General features: G+C 74.1%; 20 protein-coding genes and 1 tRNA gene. 18 read left to right on the top strand and 3 right to left on the bottom strand.

Annotated features, from left to right (window positions below; genetic code table 11):
- Window positions 1-153 precede the first annotated feature (153 nt).
- From ACZ3KJ_RS01570 to ACZ3KJ_RS01645, 16 genes are all read left to right on the top strand, one after another.
- Window positions 154-1254, top strand: coding sequence for a 3-dehydroquinate synthase family protein (locus tag ACZ3KJ_RS01570; protein ID WP_467523749.1), 1101 nt, complete (start codon window positions 154-156; stop codon window positions 1252-1254).
- Window positions 1251-2096 (top strand): shikimate dehydrogenase family protein, encoded by an 846-nt coding sequence (locus tag ACZ3KJ_RS01575; protein ID WP_467523750.1) that lies wholly within the window; start codon window positions 1251-1253, stop codon window positions 2094-2096. The genes ACZ3KJ_RS01570 and ACZ3KJ_RS01575 overlap by 4 nt, the downstream gene beginning before the upstream one ends.
- On the top strand, window positions 2093-3244 hold the full coding sequence (locus tag ACZ3KJ_RS01580) for an aromatic ring-hydroxylating oxygenase subunit alpha (RefSeq protein WP_467523752.1): 1152 nt from the start codon (window positions 2093-2095) through the stop codon (window positions 3242-3244). Before ACZ3KJ_RS01575 ends, ACZ3KJ_RS01580 begins: the two co-directional genes overlap by 4 nt.
- 95 nt (window positions 3245-3339) lie before the next feature.
- Entirely contained in the window at window positions 3340-3591 is a 252-nt protein-coding gene (locus ACZ3KJ_RS01585) for a phosphopantetheine-binding protein (protein WP_020129798.1), read from the top strand.
- A 20-nt stretch (window positions 3592-3611) separates the two neighbouring features.
- Entirely contained in the window at window positions 3612-4358 is a 747-nt protein-coding gene (locus ACZ3KJ_RS01590) for an FkbM family methyltransferase (protein ID WP_467523753.1), read from the top strand.
- 41 nt (window positions 4359-4399) lie between these two features.
- On the top strand, window positions 4400-6112 hold the full coding sequence (locus tag ACZ3KJ_RS01595) for a carbamoyltransferase family protein (protein ID WP_467523754.1): 1713 nt from the start codon (window positions 4400-4402) through the stop codon (window positions 6110-6112).
- 12 nt (window positions 6113-6124) lie between these two features.
- Entirely contained in the window at window positions 6125-7336 is a 1212-nt protein-coding gene (locus ACZ3KJ_RS01600; protein WP_467523755.1) for a DegT/DnrJ/EryC1/StrS family aminotransferase, read from the top strand.
- Window positions 7330-8379 carry a Gfo/Idh/MocA family protein gene (locus tag ACZ3KJ_RS01605; RefSeq protein WP_467523756.1) on the top strand — a complete coding sequence of 350 codons (1050 nt, stop codon included), beginning with the start codon at window positions 7330-7332 and terminating at the stop codon, window positions 8377-8379. The genes ACZ3KJ_RS01600 and ACZ3KJ_RS01605 overlap by 7 nt, the downstream gene beginning before the upstream one ends.
- 21 nt (window positions 8380-8400) lie before the next feature.
- Window positions 8401-9612 (top strand): DegT/DnrJ/EryC1/StrS family aminotransferase, encoded by a 1212-nt coding sequence (locus ACZ3KJ_RS01610; protein WP_467523758.1) that lies wholly within the window; start codon window positions 8401-8403, stop codon window positions 9610-9612.
- A gap of 139 nt (window positions 9613-9751) precedes the next feature.
- The gene (locus ACZ3KJ_RS01615) at window positions 9752-10411 is read left to right on the top strand and encodes an HAD-IA family hydrolase (protein WP_467523760.1); all 660 of its coding nucleotides are present in this window, start codon (window positions 9752-9754) and stop codon (window positions 10409-10411) included.
- The gene (locus ACZ3KJ_RS01620) at window positions 10408-10878 is read left to right on the top strand and encodes a type II 3-dehydroquinate dehydratase (protein ID WP_467523761.1); all 471 of its coding nucleotides are present in this window, start codon (window positions 10408-10410) and stop codon (window positions 10876-10878) included. Before ACZ3KJ_RS01615 ends, ACZ3KJ_RS01620 begins: the two co-directional genes overlap by 4 nt.
- Window positions 10879-10954: 76 nt before the next feature.
- Entirely contained in the window at window positions 10955-13354 is a 2400-nt protein-coding gene (locus ACZ3KJ_RS01625) for an AMP-binding protein (RefSeq protein ID WP_467523763.1), read from the top strand.
- Entirely contained in the window at window positions 13351-14265 is a 915-nt protein-coding gene (locus tag ACZ3KJ_RS01630) for an ROK family protein (RefSeq protein WP_467523764.1), read from the top strand. The genes ACZ3KJ_RS01625 and ACZ3KJ_RS01630 overlap by 4 nt, the downstream gene beginning before the upstream one ends.
- Window positions 14262-15215: a glycosyltransferase family 2 protein gene (locus tag ACZ3KJ_RS01635; protein ID WP_467523765.1), complete on the top strand. Its 954-nt coding sequence runs from the start codon at window positions 14262-14264 to the stop codon at window positions 15213-15215. The genes ACZ3KJ_RS01630 and ACZ3KJ_RS01635 overlap by 4 nt, the downstream gene beginning before the upstream one ends.
- Window positions 15212-16594, top strand: a complete 1383-nt coding sequence (locus ACZ3KJ_RS01640; RefSeq protein WP_467523767.1) for a condensation domain-containing protein — start codon at window positions 15212-15214, stop codon at window positions 16592-16594. The genes ACZ3KJ_RS01635 and ACZ3KJ_RS01640 overlap by 4 nt, the downstream gene beginning before the upstream one ends.
- Window positions 16595-16944: 350 nt before the next feature.
- Window positions 16945-18261, top strand: coding sequence for a condensation domain-containing protein (locus ACZ3KJ_RS01645; protein WP_467523769.1), 1317 nt, complete (start codon window positions 16945-16947; stop codon window positions 18259-18261).
- Window positions 18262-18268: 7 nt separating this feature from the next.
- Here ACZ3KJ_RS01645 and ACZ3KJ_RS01650 read toward each other — a convergent pair whose 3' ends face one another.
- Window positions 18269-18571: a phosphopantetheine-binding protein gene (locus ACZ3KJ_RS01650; RefSeq protein ID WP_467523771.1), complete on the bottom strand. Its 303-nt coding sequence runs from the start codon at window positions 18569-18571 to the stop codon at window positions 18269-18271.
- A 338-nt stretch (window positions 18572-18909) separates the two neighbouring features.
- Between ACZ3KJ_RS01650 and ACZ3KJ_RS01655 the strand changes: the two genes are divergently transcribed.
- Window positions 18910-20271: an MFS transporter gene (locus tag ACZ3KJ_RS01655; protein ID WP_467523773.1), complete on the top strand. Its 1362-nt coding sequence runs from the start codon at window positions 18910-18912 to the stop codon at window positions 20269-20271.
- 200 nt (window positions 20272-20471) lie between these two features.
- On the opposite strand, the gene ACZ3KJ_RS01660 is transcribed toward ACZ3KJ_RS01655, so the two are convergent.
- Window positions 20472-20672 (bottom strand): hypothetical protein, encoded by a 201-nt coding sequence (locus ACZ3KJ_RS01660; RefSeq protein WP_467523775.1) that lies wholly within the window; start codon window positions 20670-20672, stop codon window positions 20472-20474.
- Between the two features lie 398 nt (window positions 20673-21070).
- Window positions 21071-21143, bottom strand: a tRNA-Arg gene (locus tag ACZ3KJ_RS01665).
- A 321-nt stretch (window positions 21144-21464) separates the two neighbouring features.
- Between ACZ3KJ_RS01665 and ACZ3KJ_RS01670 the strand changes: the two genes are divergently transcribed.
- Window positions 21465-23072, top strand: a complete 1608-nt coding sequence (locus tag ACZ3KJ_RS01670; protein WP_467523777.1) for a dynamin family protein — start codon at window positions 21465-21467, stop codon at window positions 23070-23072.
- Window positions 23073-24089 lie beyond the last annotated feature (1017 nt).

Here is a 24089-nt window from a genome sequence, read left to right on the forward strand (position 1 = left end):
TACCAGAGCGCGACTTCTTGACAAGGGGCTCGTGAAACCCCCGGCGCACAACGAGAATTGGGGAAATCACTCTCTCGGGGGGTGACCATGATCAGTACCTGTGCGCTAGCATGCCCGTCGGTGAAGGCCGGACGCCACGGGGGCACTGAAGGCATGAGCGCGATCCGTTCACGGGTAAAGGTCGGCGGGGGCGCGGAATCCGGCCTCAGCCGTGTCGACGTCACCTCGAAGGACCACCATTACGCCGTCCACGTCGGGCCGGGGGCCCGACGGCTGCTGCCCGCGGTGCTGGAGGAACTCGGCGTCGGCCGCGTCGCCGTCGTCACCGCCGTCCGCGCCCCACGGCTCCCCGACCCCGGCGTGCCGTTCACGGTCGTCCCGGCCGCCGACGGGGAGCACCACAAGACGCTCGCCACGGTCGAGACGTACTGCCGGGCGTTCGTCGCGGCCGGGCTCACCCGGGCCGACGCGGTCGTCGCCTGCGGCGGCGGGACCACCACGGACACCGTCGGCCTGGCCGCCGCCCTCTACCACCGCGGGATCAAGGTCGTGCACCTGCCGACCACGCTGCTCGCGCAGGTCGACGCCAGTGTCGGCGGGAAGACCGCCGTCAACCTCCCCGAGGGCAAGAACCTCGTCGGCGCCTACTGGCAGCCGAGCGCGGTGCTCTGCGACACCGACTTCCTGCACGGCCTGCCCCGGCGGGAACTCCTCAGCGGCTACGGCGAGATCGCCCGCTGCGCCTTCATCGGCGCCGGCGACCTGCGCGGCCTCGGCCTGCGGGAACAGATCGTGGCGAGCGTCCGGCTCAAGGCCTCCGTCGTCGCGAGGGACGAGCGCGACCAGGGCGTCCGGCACCTCCTCAACTACGGGCACACCCTCGCCCACGCCGTCGAGCGGGCCACCGACTACACCTGGCGGCACGGCGAGGCGGTGGCCGCCGGAACCGTGTTCGCGGGACTCCTCGCGGGCCGGCTCGGACGGATCGGCGCCGGCCGGGTGGCCCTGCACCGGGAGATGGCCGAGAGCTTCGGCCTGCCCACCTGGCGGCCCGCCGACGTCCCCGTGCCGGTGCTGGTGGAGCTCATGCGGCGGGACAAGAAGGGACGGGACACCGACACCGGGCTCACCTTCGTCCTCGACGGGCCGGACGGCGCGGAACTGGTCACCGGCGTCGACGAACGGCTGGTCGCCTCCGTCCTGGCGGACTTGCCCACGGGCCCCGCCCCGGCCGACGCCCCAGGAGCGCCATGACCGATCCCCGGCCCGCCGTCTCCGGCACCACCCGCCTCTACGTCGTCCTGGGCGACCCGGTGGCCCAGGTGCGCGCCCCCGGCCTGCTCAACGACCTGTTCGCCCGCACCGCGACGGACGCCGTGCTGGTCCCCGTCCACGTCGGCCCCGACGGCCTCGACGAGGTGATGCGCGGACTGCGCCGCATCCGCAACCTCGACGGCATCCTCGTCACCGTCCCGCACAAGATCGACGTGTGCCGGTACGCCGACGAACTGGGACCGGCCGCCGAGCTCGCCGGCAGCGCCAACGCCCTGCGCCGCAATGCGGACGGCACCTGGCGGGCCGACAACTTCGACGGAGCCGGCTTCGTCCACGGGCTGCGCGGCCACGGCCACGATCCCGCCGGGGCGCGGGTCGCCCTGTTCGGCGCCGGGGGAGCCGGGCGGGCCCTCGCCGCGGCCCTGCTCACCGCCGGCGCGGCCCGGCTGCTGCTGTTCGAGCCCGACCCGGAGCGCCGTACCGACCTCCTCGGCCGGCTCGCGGCACACCGGCCGGGCTGGGCGCGGGCGGGCGCCGACGGCGACCTCGCGACCGCCGGTCTCGCGGTGAACGCCACCCCGCTCGGCATGCGCCCCGACGACCCGCTGCCGTTCGACCCCGCACACCTGCCCGCGGACTGCGCGGTCGCCGACATCGTGATGAAACCCGCCGAGACCGCCCTGCTGCGGGCCGCCGCGGACAGTGGCCGGCCCGTCGTGCCGGGCCGCTCCATGCTGGACAGCCAGGTCCTGCTCTACCAGCGGTTCTTCGGACTGCCCGGCGGAGAAGGACACCGAGGAGACGGGAGGTCGGAGCGGTGATCGACCACGCCGGGGCCGTGGCCCTCGCACAGCGGGCCCTGGTCCACCTGGAGGCCGGCACGACCGATCAGGCCGACGACGTGATGCAGGTTCCCGTCGAGGAGTACCTCGACCCCGAACGCTGGCGGCGCGAGCTGGACACCGTGTTCCGGCGCGTCCCGCTCGCCCTCGCGCTCTCCGCCGAACTGCCCGCCGCCGGCACCTACAAGGCCCTCGACGCGCTGGGCACCCCGGTCCTGCTCAGCCGCGGCCGGGACGGCGTCGTACGGGCCTTCCTCAACGTCTGCCGCCACCGCGGGGCCCAGCTCTGCCCCGTCGGCACCGGCACCCGCCACCGCTTCCGCTGCCCGTACCACGCCTGGGTCTACGACGACCACGGCTCCCTCGTCGCCGTCCACAAGCCCGGCACCTTCGGCGACGTCGACACCGACGCCCTGGGGCTGCGGCCGCTGCCCGCCGTCGAGGGGTACGGGTTCGTGTGGGTCTCCCTCACCCCGGCCCGGCCCGTCGACCTCGACTCCTGGCTCGGCGACTACGCGCGGGAACTGGAACGGCTCGAACTCGACCGGTGGCACGTGTACGAGCAGCGGGAACTGGACGGCCCCGGCTGGAAGGTCGCCTACGACGGCTACCTGGAGAGCTACCACATCCAGGCGCTGCACCGCACGACGTTCGCCCCGACCTCCACCTCCAACCTGATGGTGGTGGACGCCTTCGGCCCGCACCAGCGGATCCTGTACCCCGCCAAGTCGATCCGGACCCTGCGCGACCTGCCGGTCGAGGAGTGGGACCCCGCCCCGCACTGCGGGACCGTCCACACCGTCTTCCCCAACGTGTCGGTCGCCGGCGCCTGGGAGGGACACGGGGTGGTCTCCCGGATCATGCCCGGCCCCACCCCCGACCGCAGCCGCACCGTGCAGACCATCGTGACCCGCGTCCCGCCGGTCACCGAGGAGGACAGGAAGTACACGGCGGAGTTCAGCGAACTCGTCGAACGCGGTGTGCTCGAAGAGGACTACCGCACCGGATTCGACGTACAGGCGGCCTTGTCCTCGGGGGCGAATACACACTTCGTCTTCGGTCGCAACGAGCTGGCGCTGCAACACCAGCGGAGCTGGCTCGAACGTCTCCTTGCCGATGCCAAGTAACGTGTCAAGTCGCCTTTCTGATGGTTATTCAGCATGGACAGCCCGGGTTCCCGCCCACTAGATTGTGATCCGACCGATCGAATGAAAGGCTGCGTGTGAACCGCGACGAAGTTCTTCAGGAGATACACCAAATCGCCAAGGAGTTCGCCGCCTCCAGTGGTCGAACGGTGAATGAGAACAGCAGCAACTTCCTCGAGGCGTACGGCTTCACTTCACTGGACGCCCTGGAGTTCCTGCTCCTCCTCGAAGAGCGCTTCGGTGTCACCTTCGAGGACGAGGATCTGACCGAGGACACCCTGACGTCCGAGGACCGCCTCGCCGACTACGTCGTCGAGCGTCTCGGCTGAGTCCCGGGAGAGCACCGGAAATGACGCCGCCGAAGCTGACGGAAGTGGCGGACGGGATCTCCGTGCACGCCGTCAGCGCGCTCGACGCGCGCTTTCTGTACGGGGAGATATTCGAGGGCGGAACCTATACGGGCATTTCACTGCCCGACGATCCGTTCGTCGTCGATGTCGGGGCGAACATCGGCCTGTTCACGCTCTTCGTGAAACAGCGGCGCCCCCGGGCGCGCGTACTGGCCTTCGAGCCGCTGCCCGAACTCGTCGCCGCCCTGCGCGCCAACGCGGCCCGCTTCGGCCTGGACGGCGTCGAGGCGCACGACGTGGCCCTCGGCGCCGAGGCGTCGGACGGCGTCTCCTTCCGCTACTACCCGCTGCTGCCCAGCAGTTCGACGCGGTACCCGCAGGACCAGAGACAGCTGAAGGAACTGCTCGGCCGGAGCTTCCCGCCGAGGGTCGTGGAGCGCATGTTCCAGGGGCGGGAGACCACCGTCCGCGTCGACCGGCTCTCCCGGTACCTCGGCACCGAGCGCCCCGTCGACCTGCTGAAGATCGACGCGGTGGGCTCCGAACTGGACATCCTGCGGGGGATCGACGAGCGGCAGCTCCCCCTGGTGCGCACCGTCGTCATCGACGCCCAGGACGTGCGCGGCCGGGTCACCGAACTCTGCGCGTACCTGGCCGGGATGGGACTGGAACCGGACGTACGCACACCTCCGGCGGCGGCCGGCGACGACGGACTGAACTGCCTGATCCACGCCGTGCGCCCGTGACCACGGCCCACACGCAGAGCTCGAAGAGGGGAAACCAGGGGATGCTGACGCTCGGCCTCGGCGGCTCCAACCACGACTTCGCGGCCTGTCTCGTCTCCGACGGCACCATCGCCGCCGGCATCGAGGAGGAACGGGTCCGCCGGGTCAAGTACTCGGTCGGGGTCAACTCGCTGTTCAACCAGTCCTGGCGGTACTGCCTCGACATGGCGGGGGCGCGCCTCGCCGACGTCGACGTCGTCGTCGCCGACGACACCCTGCTGGCGCCCGCCTGGTTCCCGTTCCGCAAGCGCATCCACCTGATACGGCACCACATGGCGCACGCCGCCAGCACCTTCTACCCCTCGCCCTTCGAGCGGGCCGCCGTCCTCGTCGTCGACGGCGCGGGCAGCCTCATCGACGACCGCGGCGTGGAGACCCTCACCACCGCCGTCGGCGACGGCACCACCATCACCGAACTGACCAAGGTGCTCGGCACGAACTGGTCCACCGACGGCCTCAGCGCCCTGCGCGTCTACCAGGCCGGCGACAGCGACCACTCCCTCGGCTACCTGTACAAGGCGGTCAGCCACGCCATCGGCTTCACCCTCTACGAGGACGAGTACGAAGGCCGGCACTGGTACCTGTCCGAGGACGGCAAGACCATGGGCCTCGCCCCCTACGGAACGCCCCGCTACCGCAAGAAGTTCGCCGAGTACCTCACGCTCCTGCCCGACGGCCGCTACGAACTCCACCTGAAGAACGGCGGCCTCCTCGACTTCGTCGAGCACGCCCTCGACGGCTACGAGGGCGACGAGCGCTTCGCCCGCGCCGCCGACCTCGCCTGGGCCGCGCAGGACACCCTGGAGGAGACCCTCCTGCACGTCGCCCGGCGGCTGCACGCCGACACCGGCCTGACCGACCTGTGCCTGGCCGGCGGCGTCGCGCTGAACTGCGTGGCCAACGGACGGCTGCTGCGCGAGACGCCGTTCGAGAACGTCTTCGTCCAGCCCGCCGCGGGCGACGGCGGCTGCGCCGTCGGCACCGCCTACTACGGCTACCACGTCATCGCCGGGCAGCCCCGCAAGGAGCCCGCCCGCACCGCCCAGCGCCACGCCTACCTCGGCCGCACCTACGACGACAGCGAGGTACGGGCCGCCCTCGACGCCTCCGGCCTGCCCTACCGCAAGGTCGCCGAGCCCGCCCGCACCGCCGCAGGCCTGCTCGCCGACGGCAAGCTGCTGGGCTGGTTCACCGGAGGCTCGGAGTTCGGGCCGCGGGCGCTCGGCCACCGCAGCATCCTCGCCGACCCGCGGCACGCCGGGACGAAGGACGTCATCAACGCCCGCGTCAAGCACCGCGAGGCGTTCCGGCCGTTCGCCCCAGCCGTGCTGCGCGAGCACGCCGCCGACTGGTTCGACCTCGACATCGAGTCGCCGTACATGCTCATCGTCGCGCCGGTGCGGCCCGAGAAGCAGGCACTGGTGCCCGCGATCGTGCACGTCGACGGGACGGCACGGGTGCAGACCGTGACGGCCGCCGACAACGGCGCCTACCACGACCTCATCGCGCACTTCCACCGGCTGACCGGAGTGCCGGTGGTGCTGAACACGTCGTTCAACGACAACGGCCAGCCGATCGTCGAGACTCCCCGGCAGGCCCTGGAGTTCTACGGCTCCAGCCTGCTGGACCTGCTGGTCATCGAGGACTACGTGGTCGGACACTCCGCCGACGACCTGGACGCGTTGCCGCCGGCCGGCGACCGCGCCACCGACTGAGAGGGACGCACAGTGGTTCTGGCACTCGACGGCGGGACTCCGGTCCGCCGCCACGACTTCCCGGCCTGGCCCCACCACGACGACGCCGAACGCGAGGCGCTCGTCCGCGCCGTCGACCAGGGGCAGTGGTGGCGGGTCGGCGGCAGCGAGGTCACCTCGTTCGAGGCGGAGTTCGGCGCGTACCACGGCGGCACCGCGCTCGCCGTCACCAACGGCACGCACGCCCTGGAGCTCGGCCTGGAACTGCTGGGCCTGGAGCCGGGCGACGAGGTGATCGTCCCCGCGTTCACCTTCATCTCCACCTCCATCGCCGTGCAGCGCGCCGGCGGCGTCCCGGTCCCGGTGGACGTCGACCCCGACACGTACTGCCTCGACCCGGCCGCGCTGGAGGCCGCGCGCACCGAGCGGACCCGGGTGGTCATCCCCGTGCACATGGCCGGGCACACCGCCGACATGGACGCCATCGGCGCCTGGGCGGACCGGCACGGCGTCGTCGTCTTCCAGGACGCGGCGCACGCCCACGGCGCCGTCCGCTCCGGGCGGCGCGTCGGCGACTTCGGCACGCTCGCCGCGTTCAGCTTCCAGAACGGCAAGCTGATGACGGCGGGCGAGGGCGGGGCGCTGCTGCTGCCGTCGGCGGACCGGTTCGACGAGGCGTTCGCCCGGCACAGCTGCGGCCGGCCGATCGGCGACACCCGCTACGAGCACCGCAGCCCGTCCTCCAACTACCGCATCACCGAGTTCGCCGGCGCGGTGCTGCGCGTCCAGCTCGGCCGGCTCGCGGAGCAGAGCGAGCGCCGGGAGAGCCGCTGGAAGACCCTGTCGGCCGCGCTGCGCGAGATACCCGGCGTGCTCCCGCAGGGCCGCGACCCGCACTGCGACCTCAACCCGCACTACATGGCCATGGCCGCCCTCGACCCCGAGGTCCACGCCGACGTCGACCGCGACCACCTGGTGCGGGCCCTGGTCGCCGAGGGCATCCCCGCCTTCGTCAACTACCCGCCCGTGTACCGCACCGAGGCGCACGCCGCCCTGATCGGCAACGGCCTGCCCGGCGTCGCGGAGCTCGCCGAGCGCAACCCGGTCAGCGAGCACCTCGGCGCCCGGGGGTTCTGGCTGCACCACCGGGTGCTGCTGGGCACCGACGCCGACTGCGCCGACGTCGCCGAGGCACTGGCCAAGGTGCTGTCCGCGCCGGCGGGGAAGAAGCGTCCCGCTTGCTGAGGGTCGCCGTCGTGGGACTGGGCTGGGTGGCCCGCGAGGTGTGGCTGCCCCGGCTGGTGAAGCATCCCGCGTTCGAGGTCGTCGCCGCAGTGGAGCCGCGGCCCGAGGCCGTCGAGCGGGCCGGGGAGCTGATCGCCGGGGCCCGGCTGTGCGGCGGCCCCGGCGAGATCGGGCGGGACGACGCCGACCTGGTCTTCGTCCTCACCCCCAACCACACCCACGGCGCCCTCGCGAGCGGCTTCCTGCGCCGGGGCCTCGACGTGTTCCTGGAGAAGCCCACCGGCACCACACCGGACCATCTGCGGCTGCTGGAGCAGGCGGCCCGCGAGGGCGGCGGCCGGCTGCTGCTGTCCACCGCCGCCCGCCACCGCGCCGACGTGGGGGAACTGGCCCGGATCGTCGCCGCCGGGGCGCTCGGCACGCCCCGGCTCGCCGAACTGAGCTGGGTGCGCTCCCGGGGCATCCCCGGCAGCGACTGGTTCGCCCGCCGGGAGAGCGCCGGCGGCGGCGTCCTGGTCGACCTGGGCTGGCACCTCGTCGACGTCCTGCACCACCTGTGGGGCGCCTCGGCCGTGCGCGGCGCCACCGCCCTCGCCTCCAGCGACTTCCTCACCCGCGAGGGCTGGGGCGCCGAGTGGCACGCCGGCGCGGCCGCCCGCCCGGCGGCCGACGTCGAGGACCAGCTGACCGCCCTGGTGGCCACCGAACGGTACGGCCTGCACCTCAGGTGCGCCTGGGCGTCGTACGAGACCGTCGACGTCACCCGGCTGGTGCTGCACGGCACCGAGGGCACCGCCGAACTGACCACCACCTTCGGCTTCAGCACCCGCCGGGTGACCGCACCGGCCCTGACCCTGCGGGACAAGGACGGCGAGCGGCGCGTACCGCTGCCCCCGGCCGGCGTCGGGGACGAGTACGACCTGCACCTGGACGCGCTGCGGGACGAGGCGGCGCGCGCCGACGCCACGGAGCGCGCCCTGCGGGAGGCCCGCGACGCCCTGGCCGTCGTCGACACCTGCTACCGCGCCACGGCTGCCCTCTAGACAGCACCGGAGACGAATGCCATGACCACATCCCTGTCCGAGCCCACCGCCCTGCGCTACGAACCGCTGCGCGGACTGGCCCTGTGGGGCGAGGAGGAGAAGGCGGCCGCGCTGGAGGTGCTGGAGAGCCGCTCCCTCTTCCGCTACTACGGGCCCGCCCTCCAGCGTCGCGTCGAGACCTTCGAGGAACGTTTCGCCGCCCTCCACCAGGCGCCCCACGCGGTGGGCGTCTCCTCCGGAACCGCCGCCCTGACCTGCGCCCTCATCGGCATGGGCATCCCCGAGGGCGGCGAGGTGATCGTGCCGTCCGCCACCTTCATCGGCTGTGTCAACGCCGTCGTCGCCGCGCGCGGCGTCCCGGTCTTCGCCGACATCGACGAGTCGCTCACCCTGGACCCGACGGCCTGGGAGGAACTCGTCACCGAACGGACCTTCGCCGTCATGCCGGTCCACCTCAACAACGCCGCCGCCGATCTGGACCCGATCCTCGCCGTCGCCGCGCGGCACGGCCTGCGGGTGCTGGAGGACGCCGCCCAGGCCTGCGGAGTCGGCTACCGGGGGCGGCCCGTCGGGGCGATCGGGGACGCGGGGGCGTTCAGCTTCCAACTGGAGAAGAACATCACCGCGGGCGAGGGCGGCGCCGTCGTCACCCGCGACGCGGACGTCCACGACCGCGTCGTGCGCTACCAGGACCAGGGCGGGCAGTTCACCACCTCCCGCGGCGGGGACCGCGGTGGCACGGCGGGCGAGGCCTTCCTCGGCGCCAACCTGCGGATGACCGAGATCGCGGGCGCCGTCCTCTCCGTCCAGCTGGAGCGGCTCACCCCGATGCTGCGGCGGCTGCGCGACACCGCCCGCACCGTCCGCGCCGAACTCGCCGACCTGGACCTCGCATGGCGGCGGCTGCCGGACGAGGAGGGCAGCGGCGGCGACCTCACCCTGCTGCTGGAGAACCGTATGGCCGCCCGCCGCTTCGTCACCGCGCTCACCGCGGCGGGCATCCCCGCCGGCACCCTCTACCAGGGACGCCTGGTCCACCAGAACCCCGCCGTCCGGGCCGGCCGCACCGCCTGGGGCACCGCCTGGGAGGCCCCCGGCCGGCTGCGCGCCAGCGAGGCGATCCTCGGCCGGTCGGTCACCGTCGGGCTCGGCGCGACCATGACCGACGACGACGTCGCCCACCTGGTGAGCAGCCTGCGGGCGGCCGCCGCCGGCGGAGCGACCGGTGAGTGACGTTCCGGTGGAGCGGGGGGTGGGGGGTGTTCCGGTGGAGCGGCCGGTGGAGCGGGGGGTGAGGGGCGGTCCGGTGGAGCGGCCGGGGGGCGGCCTGCCGTCGCAGGGACCGGTAGGTTGCCTGTCGTCGCGGCGACCGGTGGGCGAACCGCCGCTGCGGGCCGTCGTCCTGGACCTCGACGGCGTCCTCATCGACAGCATCCACGTGATGCGCAGGGCCTTCCAGCGCGCGTACGCCCTCACCGTCGGCGCCGGCGAGGCGCCCTTCGAGGAGTACCTGGCCCACCTGGGCCGGCACATGCCCGACACGCTCCGGATCATGGGCCTGCCCGTCGCGATGTACGAGCCGTTCGTCATCGAGAGCCACAAGCTCGTGCACGAGATCGAACCCTGCCCCGGCGCCGCCGAACTGCTCACCGGCCTGCGCGAGGCCGGCCTGGCGCTCGCCGTCGCCACCGGCAAGACCCACGGGCGGGCCGTCGAGGCGCTCTCCGCGACCGGACTGCTCGACCTGGTGGACGCCGTCTGCGGCAGCGACGAGGTCGCCCACGGCAAGCCCGCCCCGGACATCGTCCTGCTCGCCCTCGACAAGATCGGCGCCGCCGCCGAGGGCGCCGTCATGGTCGGCGACTCCGCCCTCGACCTGCGGGCCGGCCGCGCCGCCGGCACCCGCACCGCCGCCTGCCTGTGGGGCCAGGGCGACCGGGAGGAACTCCTCGGCCACCGGCCCGACCTCGTCGCCGCGTCCTGCGCCGAACTCGCCGTGCTCCTGCACCACCGTGAAGGGACCCCCGCGTGACCACCGCCCCGACCTCCCGTGACGTCCTGCTGCTCAACGGACCCAACCTGGGCACCCTGGGCACCCGCGAACCCGGGATCTACGGCACCACCACCCTCGCCGAGGTGGAGGAGGCGGTCGCCGCCCGGCTGGCCGCGGCCGGGTACGGGCTGCGCAGCGAACAGCACGACGGCGAGGGCGAGGTGATCCGCGCCCTGCACAAGCACCGCGACACCGCCGCCGCGATCGTCAACCCCGGCGCGCTGATGATCGCCGGCTGGAGCCTGCGCGACGCCCTCGCCGACTACCCGGCGCCCTGGGCGGAGGTGCACATCTCCAACGTCTGGGCCCGCGAGTCCTTCCGGCACAACTCCGTCATCTCCCCGCTCGCCGTCGGCGTCATCGCCGGCTTCGGCACCCACGGGTACGAACTGGCGGCGGACGCGCTGCTGCGACGGCTGGCGGGGGCGGGCGGCGATGGGCGCTGAGCGGTCACGACCGCGGACCCGGCCGCCGGCCCGCCCCGGGGCGTCCCCGGACCCGTCTCGGAGCGGGCTGTCGGACGTGCCCCGGGATCTGTGGGAGGCGTTCTCCCGGCCGGGCCTCGATCCGGACGCGCCCGCGCTGGGCGAGCTGACCCGGCGGGAAGCCGTCGCCCGGGTGGAGGAGCTGGCGGAGCGGCTGCGCGCGGCGGGTGTGCGCCCGGGCGAGCCGGTCGGCCTGCACGGCCCCAACCAGCCGGAGTGGGTCGTCGGGCTGCTCGCCCTGACCGCGGCCGGAGCATGCCCGCTGCTGCTGCCGGCCGACGCGCCTCCGGCGGAGGTACGACGGCTGTCCCGGGCCGTCGGGGCGGCACGACGGCTGCTGACGGACGGGTGGACACGGACACGGATCGAGGAGGACGGCGACGCGGGGGGCGGTCTGGCGGTCGACGAAGAGGGCTTGGCGGGTGGAGACGGCCGGGTCGACGAAGAGGGCGTGGTGGGTGGAGACGGCGTGGTGGGCGGAGACGGCTTGGCGGGCGACGTCTGTCATGAGCCTGGCACCCTGCTCCTCGCGTCCTCCGGCTCGACCGGTGCCCCGAAGACGGTGGCCCGCACCCCGGTCTCGGTGATCGACGAGGGCCTCCGCTACCACCGCGCCGGCCTGGCCCGGCCCGACGACTCCGTGCTGCTGCCGCTGCCGCTGAGCCACGCCTACGCGCTCGGCTGGCTGGCCGGCGTGCTGGTCGCCGGGGCACACGCCGACCCCGTGCCGCCCCGCGCCCTCGGCGCCGTGCACGCCCGGCTGCGGCAGGGGGCGACCGTCCTGGTCACCGTGCCCGGCCTGGCCCGCGTACTGGCCCGGCGCCGGGCGCTCGCCGAGGACGCGCCCTACCCGGCCCTGCGGCGCGTGATGGCGGGCGCCGGCTATGTGGACGCCGGCCTCGACGCCCTGTGGACCCGCGCCCTCGGCATCGGCGTCTCCCGCAACTTCGGCTCCAGCGAGACGGGCGCCGTGCTGTGGGGCGACCCCGGGCTGCCCTCGGGAGCCGTCGGCCACCCGATGCCCGGGGTCCGCGTCGACCTGCTGGGACCTGACGGCGAGACCCTGCCGGGCCCGGCCCAGGGAGAGGTGGCGGTCGTCCTGGAGGACGGCTCGACCCACCGCATGCACGACCTCGCCGAGCGCGATGAGCACGGCGTCCACCGCATCCTGGGCCGGGCCCGTCGCGGAGTGGTCCGCCGGGGCGCGCGCTGGGTCTCCACCCTGGAGGTCGAGTCGGTGCTGCGCGGTGCCCCGGGCGTCGCCGACGTCTCGGTCACGGCGACCGGTCCGGACGACTCCGACGACCAGGGCCTCACCGTCGAGTACGTGCCCGCCGACGCCGGCCTCGCCGCGCCGGAGCGCGTCCAGGCGTACGCCCGCGCGCAACTGGCCGCCTACAAGGTCCCGGACGCCTTCCTGCCGCGGTACCGGCTGCGCCGCTCCGCCGTGGGCAAGGCACAGGCGGCACCCGTGTACCGCCTCGCCCGGCCCGCCGGGGACACCGCCGAGCGGGTCCTCGCGGCCGCCCTCACCGACCTCGGCCTGCCGTCGCGACTGGCGACGGGCGCCACGGCCGCGGACCTGGCCCGGACGGACGCGCTGCGCGCGGAGATGCTGATCCCCCTGCTGGACACGGCGTGTGCGCTGGGCCTGCTGGGCACGGACCCGGGCACCGCGCTCCCGGCCGAGACCTGGGACCGGCCGCCGCGGACCGGGACGACGGCGACGGCGACGGCGGCGGTGACGGCGGCCGTGACAGCGACGGCGGCTGCGGAGACGGCGGCCGGGCGGATGCTGGCCGACCGGGTGCGGCACGGCGCCGCGTACACGCCGGACGGCGGCCCCCTGCCACCGGCCGCTGCGGTGAGCGCGCCCGACGACGCGTCCTCCGCACGTGCCGCAGTGGACGACTTCCTCGCGCGGGCCGCCGTGGACGGCCCGCTGCTGGAGGTGGGTGCGGGCGGCCTCCCACCGTCCGCCGGTGCGGAGTACAGGAGGCCCGGGGTAACTGGGGGAACCGGCGGGCCCAGCGGGTCCGGTGGGTCAAGCGGACCCGCCGTACCCGCCGTACCCGCCGTAACCGCCGTAACCGCCGTAACCGCCGTACCTGCCGTACCCGGCGGGCCCGGCGGTTACGGCGCGTGCGTCGTCGTCGGTGGGGTGCACGACCCCGTGCCCCGCCTCGGTGCCCTCGCGGCGCTGCTGCGGCCGGGGGGCCTGCTGGTGCTGGCCGACGCCTTCGTGGCCGACGTGCGGGTCCTGCCCGACGGGGCGGGCCGTACGGCGGCCGTCCGATGGCTGGCCGAGGGACGCCTGCACTGGTGGACGGTGCCGGAGCTCCAGGCGGGACTGGAGTCCGTGGGGCTGCGGGTGGAGGACAGCCGGGCCGTGGGAACGGGCGCCTGGTCGGTCGTGATCGCGCGGAAGCCGGCATGACCGGCGCGGTCCTCGCCGTGGACATCGGCGGCACCAAACTCGCCGTCCGTGCCCTGGCCGACGGCGTCACCGTGCACGAGCGCACCCTCCCCTGGAGCGACGACGCCGACCCGGACGCCGATCTGGACCTGCTCGGGGCGTCGGTGTCCGAGGCGGCCGGGGCGCTCGGGACCGCTCCGGTGCGGATCGGCGTGGCGGCGGCGCCGAACGTCGACGGTGACGGGCGTGTCGTCGGCTGGCCCAACCGGCCGGGCTGGACCGGCCGTTCCCTGCGCGTGCCGTTCGCGCGCACCGGTGCCGAGGTTCTGTTCGGCGACGACGCGACGCTCGCCGCACTGGCCGAGGCCCACGCCACCGGCTGCCGCGACCTGGTCTACCTGGGCCTCGGCACAGGTGTCGGAGGCGGCCTGGTCTGCGGTGGCCGGCTGCTGACGGGAGCGTGGGGGACGGCCGGCGAGGTCGGCCACCTGGTGGTCGACCCGGCCGGTCCGCTCTGCCGGTGCGGCCGGCGCGGCTGCCTCCAGGCCGGCGTGTCGGGCCCCGCCCTGGCCGCCCACGCCACCGCGCGGCGCGGCCGGACCACCACGACCGCGGAACTGGTGGCGGGCGTGGCGGACGCCGAGGACTGGGCGGAGCACACCCTCGACCACGCGGCCGACCTGATCGCCTGTGCCCTGGCCGTCCTCACGGAACTCGTGCAGCCGGCCCGCGTCCACATCGGCGGCGGCCTCGGCGCCGCGCTCACGGCCCTGCCGGAGCGGGTGGTGCCGCGGCTGGCCGCGACGGTACGGGCGGGGCGTCCGGCGCCGGAGGTCCGGCCCGCCGCGCACGGGGCCCACGCGTCGCTCGCCGGAGCGGCCCTGCTCGCCGCCCGCGGGGCGGCCCTGCTCGGTGAGGAGAGCGTGGCATGACCCGCCCGGTGCTCAGCGTGGTGATCCCCACCCGCGACAAGGCGGCCAGCCTGCGGCTGGTGCTGGCCTGCCTGGCCCGGCAGACGGGGACCGGCCCGTACGAGACCGTGGTGGTCGACGACGGGTGCACCGACGGCACCCCCCGGGTCGTGGCGGACGCCGCGGGCCGGCTGCCGCTGCGGACCGTGCCCGGGCCGGGGGCGGGCCGGGCCGCGGCCCGCAACGCCGGCGCGCGGGCCGCGCGCGGGACGCTCCTGCTCTTCCTGGACGACGACATCCTGCTCCCGCCCGCCGCGCTGGCGGCCCACGTCGCCGAGCACGCCCGCCCCGGCCCCGGCCCCGCCTGCGTCCACGGGCCGCTGCGCGAGCTGCCCGGCGCCCGGCGGCTGCTGGCATCGGCGGACGAGGCGCTCGACGACCCGTACGGGACGGCGGCCGGCGGCCGTTTCGGACGTACCGTGTCGACCGCGCTGGAGCGCCTGGTCCTCGGCATGGCCGACGGCGGGCTGCCGCCCGTGTCGCCGTGGCTGACGTGCGTCGGGGCCAACACCTCCATGCCGTACGGGGTGTGGGAGGCGGCCGGCGGGTACGACGAGGCGTTCGGGACCACGTGGGGCTGCGAGGACCTCGAACTCGGGCTCCGGCTCTGGCGGTCGGGGGCGCGGATGCGGCTGGCGCCCGCCGCGCCGGGCGTCCACCTCACCCACGAACGCGCGGACCGCTGGGAGCAGCACACCGTCAACCTCACCCGCTTCACCGCCAAGCACCCGATCCCCGCCGTGCGGGCCCTGCCGGAACTCCTCGGCCCCTCGGGCAACGCCCGGCGCTACGTCACGGCCGTCCGCACCTTGGACGAGACGCAGCAAGACGCCGTCCGCACCTTGGACGAGACGCAGCAAGAGGCCGTCCGCACCCTGGACGCGACCCAGGAAGAGAGCGACCGCCCATGACGCCCACCTCCGCGCGTGCGGATGTGCTGCCCCTGTACTCCCGCCAGGACTGGTGCTGGCAGTGGATGCGCAGCTATCCCGTCGACTCGGCGCCGATCGAGTCGACCGAGACGCTGCTGCTGCGGGGCCCCCTCGACGTGGGCGCGCTGCGGGAGGCGCTCGCCGAGATCGAGACCCGGCACGAGGCGCTGCGCCTGCGGCTGACGGCCCCGCCCGGACCGGACCCGTCCGCCGTGTGGCCCGGCCAGACGCTCCGGCCCGACCCGGGGCGGCTGACCACGGTCCGGGTGCGGCCGGAGGATCTGACGGCCGAGACGAGACGAATACTCGGCCGGCCCCTCGACCTGACCGACCGCATGGTGCGCGCGACCCTGCTCCGGGCGGGCGAACGGGAACACCTGCTCGTCGTGCAACTGCACCACCTGATCTTCGACGGCTCCTGCCACCACCTCTTCCGCGCACTGCTCGCCGAGGCCTACACCCGGCGTGTCGCGCCCGGCCGGAGCGCCACGCCCGGCATGCGCCGTACCGAGCCGGAGAGCTACACCGAGCTGATCCGGCGCGAGCGGGAACCCGAGGCGCGGTCCCGGGTGCGGAAGCGGGCGGCCGCGCTCGCCGCGGAACTGCACGCGTACGGCACCGGGGAGCCGCTGCCCGGCGACGCCGCCGCGGTCGTCGCCGACACGCGGTTCGCGTCCGTGTCCCTCGATCTGACGGCGGACCGGACGCGACGGCTGCTGCGGAGGTCGCGCGCCGAACGGGTCACCCCGCACACGGTTCTGCTCGCGGCCCTCGCCCGCGCCGTGGCCACGGAGTACGACCGGGACCGGCTGGTGTGCTCGGTGTACACGCACGGGCGGACCTCACCGGCCGCCCACGAGACGCTCGGCCTGTTCAGCAACGTCGTGTCGGTGCCCCTGGAGACGGCCGGGCCGCTGCCCGAGTACGTCCGGTCCGTCCACGAGGGCGTACGGCGGGCCTCGGACACCGCCGACCTGCCGTTCACGGACGTCGCCTCCCGCATCCTGGACCGTCCGTCGGACGACGGGGCGTACTGCCGCAGCGCGCTGGCCCACCTGGAGCTGAGGCTGACCGGGGTGACGGGCCTGCTGCCGGTGGACCAGTACCGGTCGACGGCGCTGACGCCGGAGGTGGAGGTGATCCCGCAGGTCATCACCGCCGACCACCCGGTGCCCGTCTTCAACGGCCTGGAGCGGGCGTTGGCGTGCGCCGCCACCCTCTTCACCGACATGCGGCTGAAAGACGGAGCCCTCATCGGCGAACTCTGGTTCGAGCGGGGATATCACGACGCCGGGCGAATCGCACGTGTGGCCGAGAATTATCACGACTTCGTGGGACGGTTGTCGAACGACGTCTGAATTGCCGGTCCGCGAGGGCTCCGATTGTCTCTCCCGGAGACTCCGACAGCCGGACGCCCTTTTCCAAAGAGTTTGTTGACGGCGGATCATCCGGGCTGGAAGCATTTTCCCTGCCACCGTCCGGTGGCGGACGGAACAGCGACGATAGGAGTCGAAATGGTCAAGGTCAACTCGGTGAGCCTCGCCCTGATCGATGTCGAGCAGCTGCGTCGCCAGGCCGCGGCCAAGTAGAACCCTCGGCGGGTGCCGCCCGGAGGCCTCGGGCACCGGGTGGCGCTCGCCGCACCTTTCGGGAAGCGGGGCGCATGCGACGGGCGAGCGGGACAGAAACGGTTTTTCACGCCGCGGAATTGAGCCGGCACCAGCTGCGGCTGTGGCAAGTGGAATGCGCGGTCCGGGGAAGTGCACTGCTGCATACGGGTATTGCGCTGAGACTCGACGGCGAACTCGACGAGAAACGGCTCACCCGGGCCGTGGCCTCCGTCTTCGGCCGTCATGAACTGCTCGCCACCGGATTCCACGCGGACGGCGAGACCCTGACCCTCGGCCCCGTGGCCTCCCACGAGACCCGGGTCCGGTACCGCCCCGACCTGCGTCCCGCCGACGCCGGGCACCTCGCGGAGGTCCGCCGGTGGGCGACCGAGGCCCAGACGGAGCCCTTTCCCCTCACCGGGGAGGCACTGGCCCGAGCGGACCTGCTGATCCTCGGCGACGGCATCGGCGACGGCATCGGCGACGGCATCGGTGATGACCACGGTGATGGCGACGGCGACCGTGACGGCGACCGCGGCGGCTGTGCCGTCCTCGTCCTGACCTTCCACCGCCTCGTGATGGACCTCTTCTCCCTGCACCAGGTGGTGGCGGACCTCCAGGATGCCTACGCCGCCGACGGGCCGCCCGCCCGCGCCGACCGCTACTCCGCCCTCCTGGCCGCCCGGGAGAACCGCCGGTCCCGCGACTGGGAGTTCTGGCGGGGCGCACTGGCCGGCTTCCCCACGCCGTGGATCGGCGAGCGGCGACCGGAGCCGGGCTGGCTGCCGGCCGGCGCCGAGCTGGGCCTCCCCCTCCCCGCGGACCTGCCCGCCGTACTCCGGGCCGGTGCCCGGGCGGCCCGCTGCACCCCCACCGTCCTCGTCGTCGCCGCGGCCGCCCGCCGGGTCCTGGACCACTCCGGTGCCGACGACCTCGTCCTCGGCACCATGTCCGCCAACCGCATGAACTCCGACGCCGTCGGCCCGCTCGCCCAGGCCGTCCTCGTCCGCGTCGGCGCGCGCGCACCGTACGGCGAGGAAGGGCCCCTGGCCCAGGTCAGGCGGGGGATGCGGGAGGGGATGGCGCACCAGGGGGTGGAGTTCGAGGAGATCGTCGAACTGCTCACGGACGAGAAGGGCGTGGCCCGCGACGACCTGGCCCCGCTGAGCGTCACCGTGACCGACGACTCCTGGCGGACCTCCGCGGCCGGGCTCACCTTCACCCCGTTCGACCTGGAGGACGACGACGGCACGGCGGAGCCGGCCGCGCCGGTGGTGCGCCCGTCCCAGCTGGACGTGGAGCTGAACCTGTCCGACACCCGGCCGGAACTGGTCGTCACCTACGACCGTACGTGCTTCGGCCCCGACTGGTGCGAGCGGTTCGCGGCCGGCCTCCTGGCCGACCTGCGGACCTGACCGCGGCTCAGGCGGCGCCGTGCGCCGAGTCGATGAGCTCCTGGCCCAGCCGCCGTACGTCGCCGAAACGGGCCTCGTCGAGCAGCGCGGTCATCAGGCAGACGTCCAGGTCCTCCACGTCCGGGGCGCACTCGGCCGCCTCGGCGGCGATCCGGGCCGCGTGCAGGGACGTGCCGCCGGCCTCGTAGAAGTCCGTGTCCTCCTCCGCGGGCGTGCCCAGGACGCCCTGCCAAGCCGCCGCGAGGGCGGTGGCCAGCACGTCCGGGCCGGCGGGATCCCTCGGTGTGCTCGGAGTTGCCGCATGCGCCATGGCAGGAACATAACGCAGCCGCGGACAGGCCGTCCGCGCATCGTGGACCACGTCGTGGGTGGTGCGGAGGAGGACCGGACGGGGATGCTGACGGGGACGCGGATGCGGACGGGGACAAGGATGCCGACGGGGATGCGGATGCGGACGGGGACGAGGGCGCAGACGGGGATGCGGATGCCGACGGGAACGAGAGCACGAACGGGCACGAGGGCGCGCACGGGGACAGCAGTGCGTACGGAAACACGAACGCGGACGGAAGCACGAACGCGGACGCGTAGGGGAACAGCGCGGACGCGTACGGGAACACGAGCGCGGACGATGACGGGAAGGGCCGCCCGATGACGGCCACCGGCCGACTGGCCGCCCGACTCCCCCTGGACCTCCTGCGCGAGCGCACCCTGCGGCGGCTGTTCGCCGCTCATGCCGCCTCCGTGCTGGGCAGCAGCATGATGCCCATCGCCCTGTCCTTCGCCGTGCTGGACAACGGCGGCGGGGCGAGCGGAGTGGGGCTGGTGCTGGGGGCGCAGACCGCGCCCCTGATGGTGTTCCTGCTGGCGGGCGGGGTGCTGGCGGACCGGTGGGGGCGCCGGGTCACGATGATCGGCAGTGACCTGGTGCGGGCGGCCGTCGAGACCGCCATGGTCGTCGTCCTGCTGACGACGGGACTGCCGACGGCCGGGTTCGTGGCGTTCGCGGCGGTGCTCTCCGTCGCCGCGGCCTTCTTCCACCCCGCCTTCCACGGGCTCGTCCCCGAGGTGGTCCCGGAGAAGCGGCTCCAGGAGGCCAACGCCCTGGGGTCCACGCTCCAGTCGATCGGCTCCCTGGTCGGCCCCGCCGTCGGCGGTGTGCTCGTCGCCTGGACCGAGCCGGCCTGGGTGATCGCCATCGACGCGGCGACCTTCCTGGTCAGCGCGCTGCTCCTGGCCGGCGTACGGACGACGCCGACAGCACGTGCCGACCGGGCGGACGAGAGCTTCCTGCGGCAGCTCAAGGAGGGCTGGCGGGAGTTCCGTTCGCGGACCTGGCTGTGGTCCCTCCTCGCCTACACCTCCCTGGCCTGCACGTTCGTCCTCTGCCCGGTGATGGTCCTCGGCATCACCTCCGTCGGCGGCAAGGAGCACGGCGCCGCCCAGTGGGGCACCGTCCTCGCCGCCGAGGGCGTCGGCGCCCTCCTCGGTGGCCTTCTCGGCATGCGCCTGACGTTCCGCAGGCCCCTGCTGGCCTCCGTCTTCTGCACCTTCGGCCTGGGCCTGTTCGCCGCCCTCCTCGCCCTGGGCGCCCCGGTCCACGTCCTCGTCGCGGGCTCGCTCCTGTCCGGCGCGGGCTTCGCCCTCCTGCACATCCTGTGGACCAGCAGCCTCCAGGCGGACGTCCCCTCCGAGGTCCTGTCCCGCGTCAGCGCCTACGACGGCGTGGCGACGGTCCTGTCCATGACCGTCGGCTACTGGTGGGCCGCCCCGGCCGCCGCCCGCGTCGGCACCGCGCCCCTGCTGTGGTTCGGCGTGGTCTGGACCGTGGCGAGCGCGGCCGTCATGCTCGCCGTACCGCAGATCCGCCGCTCGGCGATCGGGGCGGCGGCCCAGGAGCCGCGCGACGGCCGGAACACGGCGGCCACGGAAGAGCCCTCCCCGGGGGAGGGCGGAGACGTGCAGCCCCCGGCAGGACTCGAACCTGCGGCCAAGCACCTGGAAGGCGCCTGACGGGTCACGCCCCCACCACCCCCGCTGAACTGCTTCTCTCCCTCTGCCCGGCGCACCGCCGACCGGCCTTCGCACACGTTCGGCAGGGCGTCAGAGGCCGCGGTGCCGACGGCGGTTGATCGGGAGGAAACGGGCTGCCCTCTCCCGGCTTCCTGGGGAGGCGAGGCCGGGGGAGGGGGCTCGTCGGATCTAGACGGCGGTCACGCGGACGTCCGTGGCCGCCGGGTCGACACCGCGTTCACGGCAGAGCCGCAGACCAGGACCGCTGACAGTGCGATCAGGCTGGTCAGAACCTCCTGGAGCTGTGCGGCGGGGCCGTAGACGACCAGGATGACGACGAGGACGGTTGTCCACTCTCGCAGCCGGGGGATTGAAAGCGGGTTCTTCAGGGTCACACTCATAGCAGTACCTCCTAGGTGCTCGCCCACCCTCGCCGCTCTCGCCGGTAAGCCTGCGCGGCGATCGGTGGGCGTTCGCGTTGGGACACTGTGATGCGGGTCTCCCCTCGGCGCGCAGTGGAGTAACGGCCCGTAAGCGTGACCTTTACGGTGCGCCCGATGGTCGGATTATCCGAAGATTCGTTTGATGGTTCGGGCGGTGAGGTGTGCCCGACGCGCGCGCAGGGCGGTCCTGCCGCCGCACGTCGGCCGGCCGCCCCGACCGGGAACGCCGACATGGATGCGACACGGCACGGTCACCCGCGAGAACGCCCTGATCGCCGGTGCCCGGGGTGTCGCCGTACCCGGCGGTACGTGCCCTGACCAGCAAAAAGCCCTCCCGGAGGGAGGGCGGAGACTTGCGCCCCCGGCAGGACTCGAACCTGCGGCCAAGCGCTTAGAAGGCGCCTGCTCTATCCACTGAGCTACGGGGGCCGGTGTGGTGGCCTCGTACCTGGTGCCCGGGGTGCGGGCGGACCCTCGACGTTGCCGGGGACAAGGATAGGGCTCCCGGTTCCTTGTCCTGAGCGCTTCGCCTCCGTGGCTCGATGTGGAGGTTCAGTGAAGCGGTCCTGATAATCGCAGGCAGGTGCGAATCGTGCACCGCTTTTGGCGTCTCGAGCCCCGGGTGTTGTGCACTCGTTATGCCTGGGCTGTGCCTGTGTCCCGGTCGCCCCTTCCGCCCCTTGTGTCCTATCGGCGCGCAGGCATGCTCATATGCTTCATAAATCCCCCGAAATTGGGCATTCTTCGCATGTGGTGACCTTGGACGTACGGCCTCAGCTGCTCGACGCACTCTCCGCCCTGCGCGACCGTGTCGCCGCCGCACGCTTCCCGCTGCCCCTGGCGGGGGCTCCACGCGCGCGTGCCAACCGCGACGAACTGCTCGCCCAGCTCGACGACTATCTGGTGCCCCGGCTCAGGCAGCCCGAAGCGCCCCTGCTGGCCGTCGTGGGCGGTTCCACCGGCGCCGGGAAGTCGACACTCGTCAACTCCCTCGTGGGGCGGCGCGTCAGCGAGGCGGGCGTGCTGCGGCCGACGACACGGACCCCGGTGCTGGTGTGCCACCCGGAGGACCATCACTGGTTCAGCGGCATGCGGGTGCTGCCCGACCTCGCGCGCGTGTGGGTTCCCCACCGGGAGGCGGCGGACGACCTGCTGCTGCCCGGCGGGGACGGCAGACGCGTGCTGCGCATCGAGACCGCCGAGAGCCTCCCGCCCGGCCTCGCCCTCCTCGACGCCCCCGACGTCGACTCCCTCGTCGCCGACAACCGCTTCCTCGCCGCCGAACTGATCTGCGCCGCCGACATCTGGGTGATGGTCACCACGGCCGCGCGGTACGCCGACGCCGTCCCCTGGCACCTCCTGCGCACCGCCAAGGAGTACCGGGCGACCCTGGTCACCGTCCTGGACCGCGTGCCCCACCAGGTCGTCTCCGAGGTGTCCCGCCAGTACGGCGCCCTGCTCACCAAGGCGGGGCTGGGCGACGTACCGCGCTTCACCGTTCCGGAACTGCCCGAGTCCGCCTGGGGCGGCGGTCTGCTCCCGGCGACCGCCGTGGCCCCCCTGCGGGCCTGGCTGGTCCAGCACGCCGAGGACCCCACCGCCCGTCGGCAGGCGATGGCCCGCACGGTCGACGGCGTCCTGGACTCCCTGAAGTCCCGCATGCCCGAACTGGCCGGCGCCGCCGCCGCGCAGTACGCGGCCGCGTTGCGGCTCACCTCCGCCGTCGACACGGCGTACGACAGCGAGTACGCGCGCGTGCGCGGACGGTTGCAGAGCGGTGCCGTGCTCGCCGGGGACGCCCTGAAGCGCTGGCGGGCCTTCCCGCTGGACTGCACCGCGCGGGAACTCCTGGACGCCCTGGTGGGGAGCCTGGCCGCGCTCCTGCTGTGCGCGGTGACCGCGGCCGACGAACGCATCGACGAGGCCTGGCGCCTCGAACCCGCCGCGGACGCACCGGACCTCCTGCACCGCGACCCCTCCCTGGACACCGCCGAACACCGCATCGGCCTGGCCGTACGGCGTTGGCGGCGGGAGCTGGAGGAGTGCGCCGAGGACGAGGTGCGCGAGCTGGAGCGCGGGAGCGCGCCCGACCCCGAACTGGTCGCCGCCCTCGTCGCCACCGCCCTGCTGGGCGGCCGCAGGGCGCGTTCGGCGGGCGAGCAGCTCGCCGACCGCCTCGGAGCCCACGGCGCCCTGCGGCTGCGCGACCGGGGCGGACGGCTGCTCGCCGAACACCTGGACCGGGTGGTGCACGCCGAACGCGAGCGCCGGCTCGCCCCGCTCGACGGGCTCGGCGTCCATGCCGAACCCCAGGCCGAACTCATCGCCGCGCTGTCCGTACTGCAGAAGGAGAGGTGACCGGTGACGGCCGTCACGGATCACGACCACACGGATCACCCCGATCACCCTGATCACGCTGATCGCCCTGGGTATCCCCCATCCCCGGACCGTTCCGACCACTCCGATCCGCGTCCGCATCCCCTGGGGCACGCCGGCCGCGCCGGTCTGCCGGGCCACCTCTGCGGCCCCTCCGTCCCCTCCAGTCCCACCGGTGGGCCGGCCGTCGCCGACACGGCACCGTCCGGGGAGGGCGCCGGTAAGGAGTCGGACGGCGACGCCGGTGCGAACGCCGCGTACAGACGCCCCGCGGCGGACACCGAGACCGGGCCGGACACCGGTGAAGCGCACCGCGCGGACGCGGACGCGGGCGCGGGCGCGGGCGCGGGCGGGGTGGACGGGGCCATGACGGACGTGGACAAGACGGACGTGGACGGGACGGACGGGGACGACACGGATACCGGCGAAGCGGACGTGGCCGAGGTGGATGCGATCAAGGCGGACGTCGCCAAGGCGGACGCGGGCGAGGCGGACGGGGAGGGAGCCCGGGAGACGCCGCGCGGCGAGCGAGCTGAGGCGGGCGGGAACGGCGGGAACGGCGGAGACGGCGGGAAAGGCGGGCACATCGGAGAGTCCGGGGGCGCCGGGGATGCGAGGGCCGCCGACGAGGCCGAACGTGCCGTCGGGCGAGTGGGGGCCGAGCATGCTCCCGCGCGCGGGGCTGACCCGGAGCCAGGACGCCCGGAGGCCGAGCGTCCGCCCGTGCACACGGAGCCCGAGCGCCCACGGGGACGCGGTGAAGCGCCCCACGCGCGCGTGCCGCAGGGCGAGAAGGAGCACCCGGACGCGCGGAAGGACGAGGACCCCGTGCGCGGACCGCTCGGCGACGACCGTGCACGGGGACCGCTCGGCGGCAACCGTGTGCGCGGACTGTTCGGCGGCGACCGGACCCGCGGACAGCGGGACGAGCACCGGACACGCGGACGAAGGGGCGAAGACCGGGCACGCGGCCGCCGCCACGACGACGACGGCTCCGCC

The sequence above is a fragment of the Streptomyces sp. NPDC003248 genome (genome assembly GCF_055563235.1).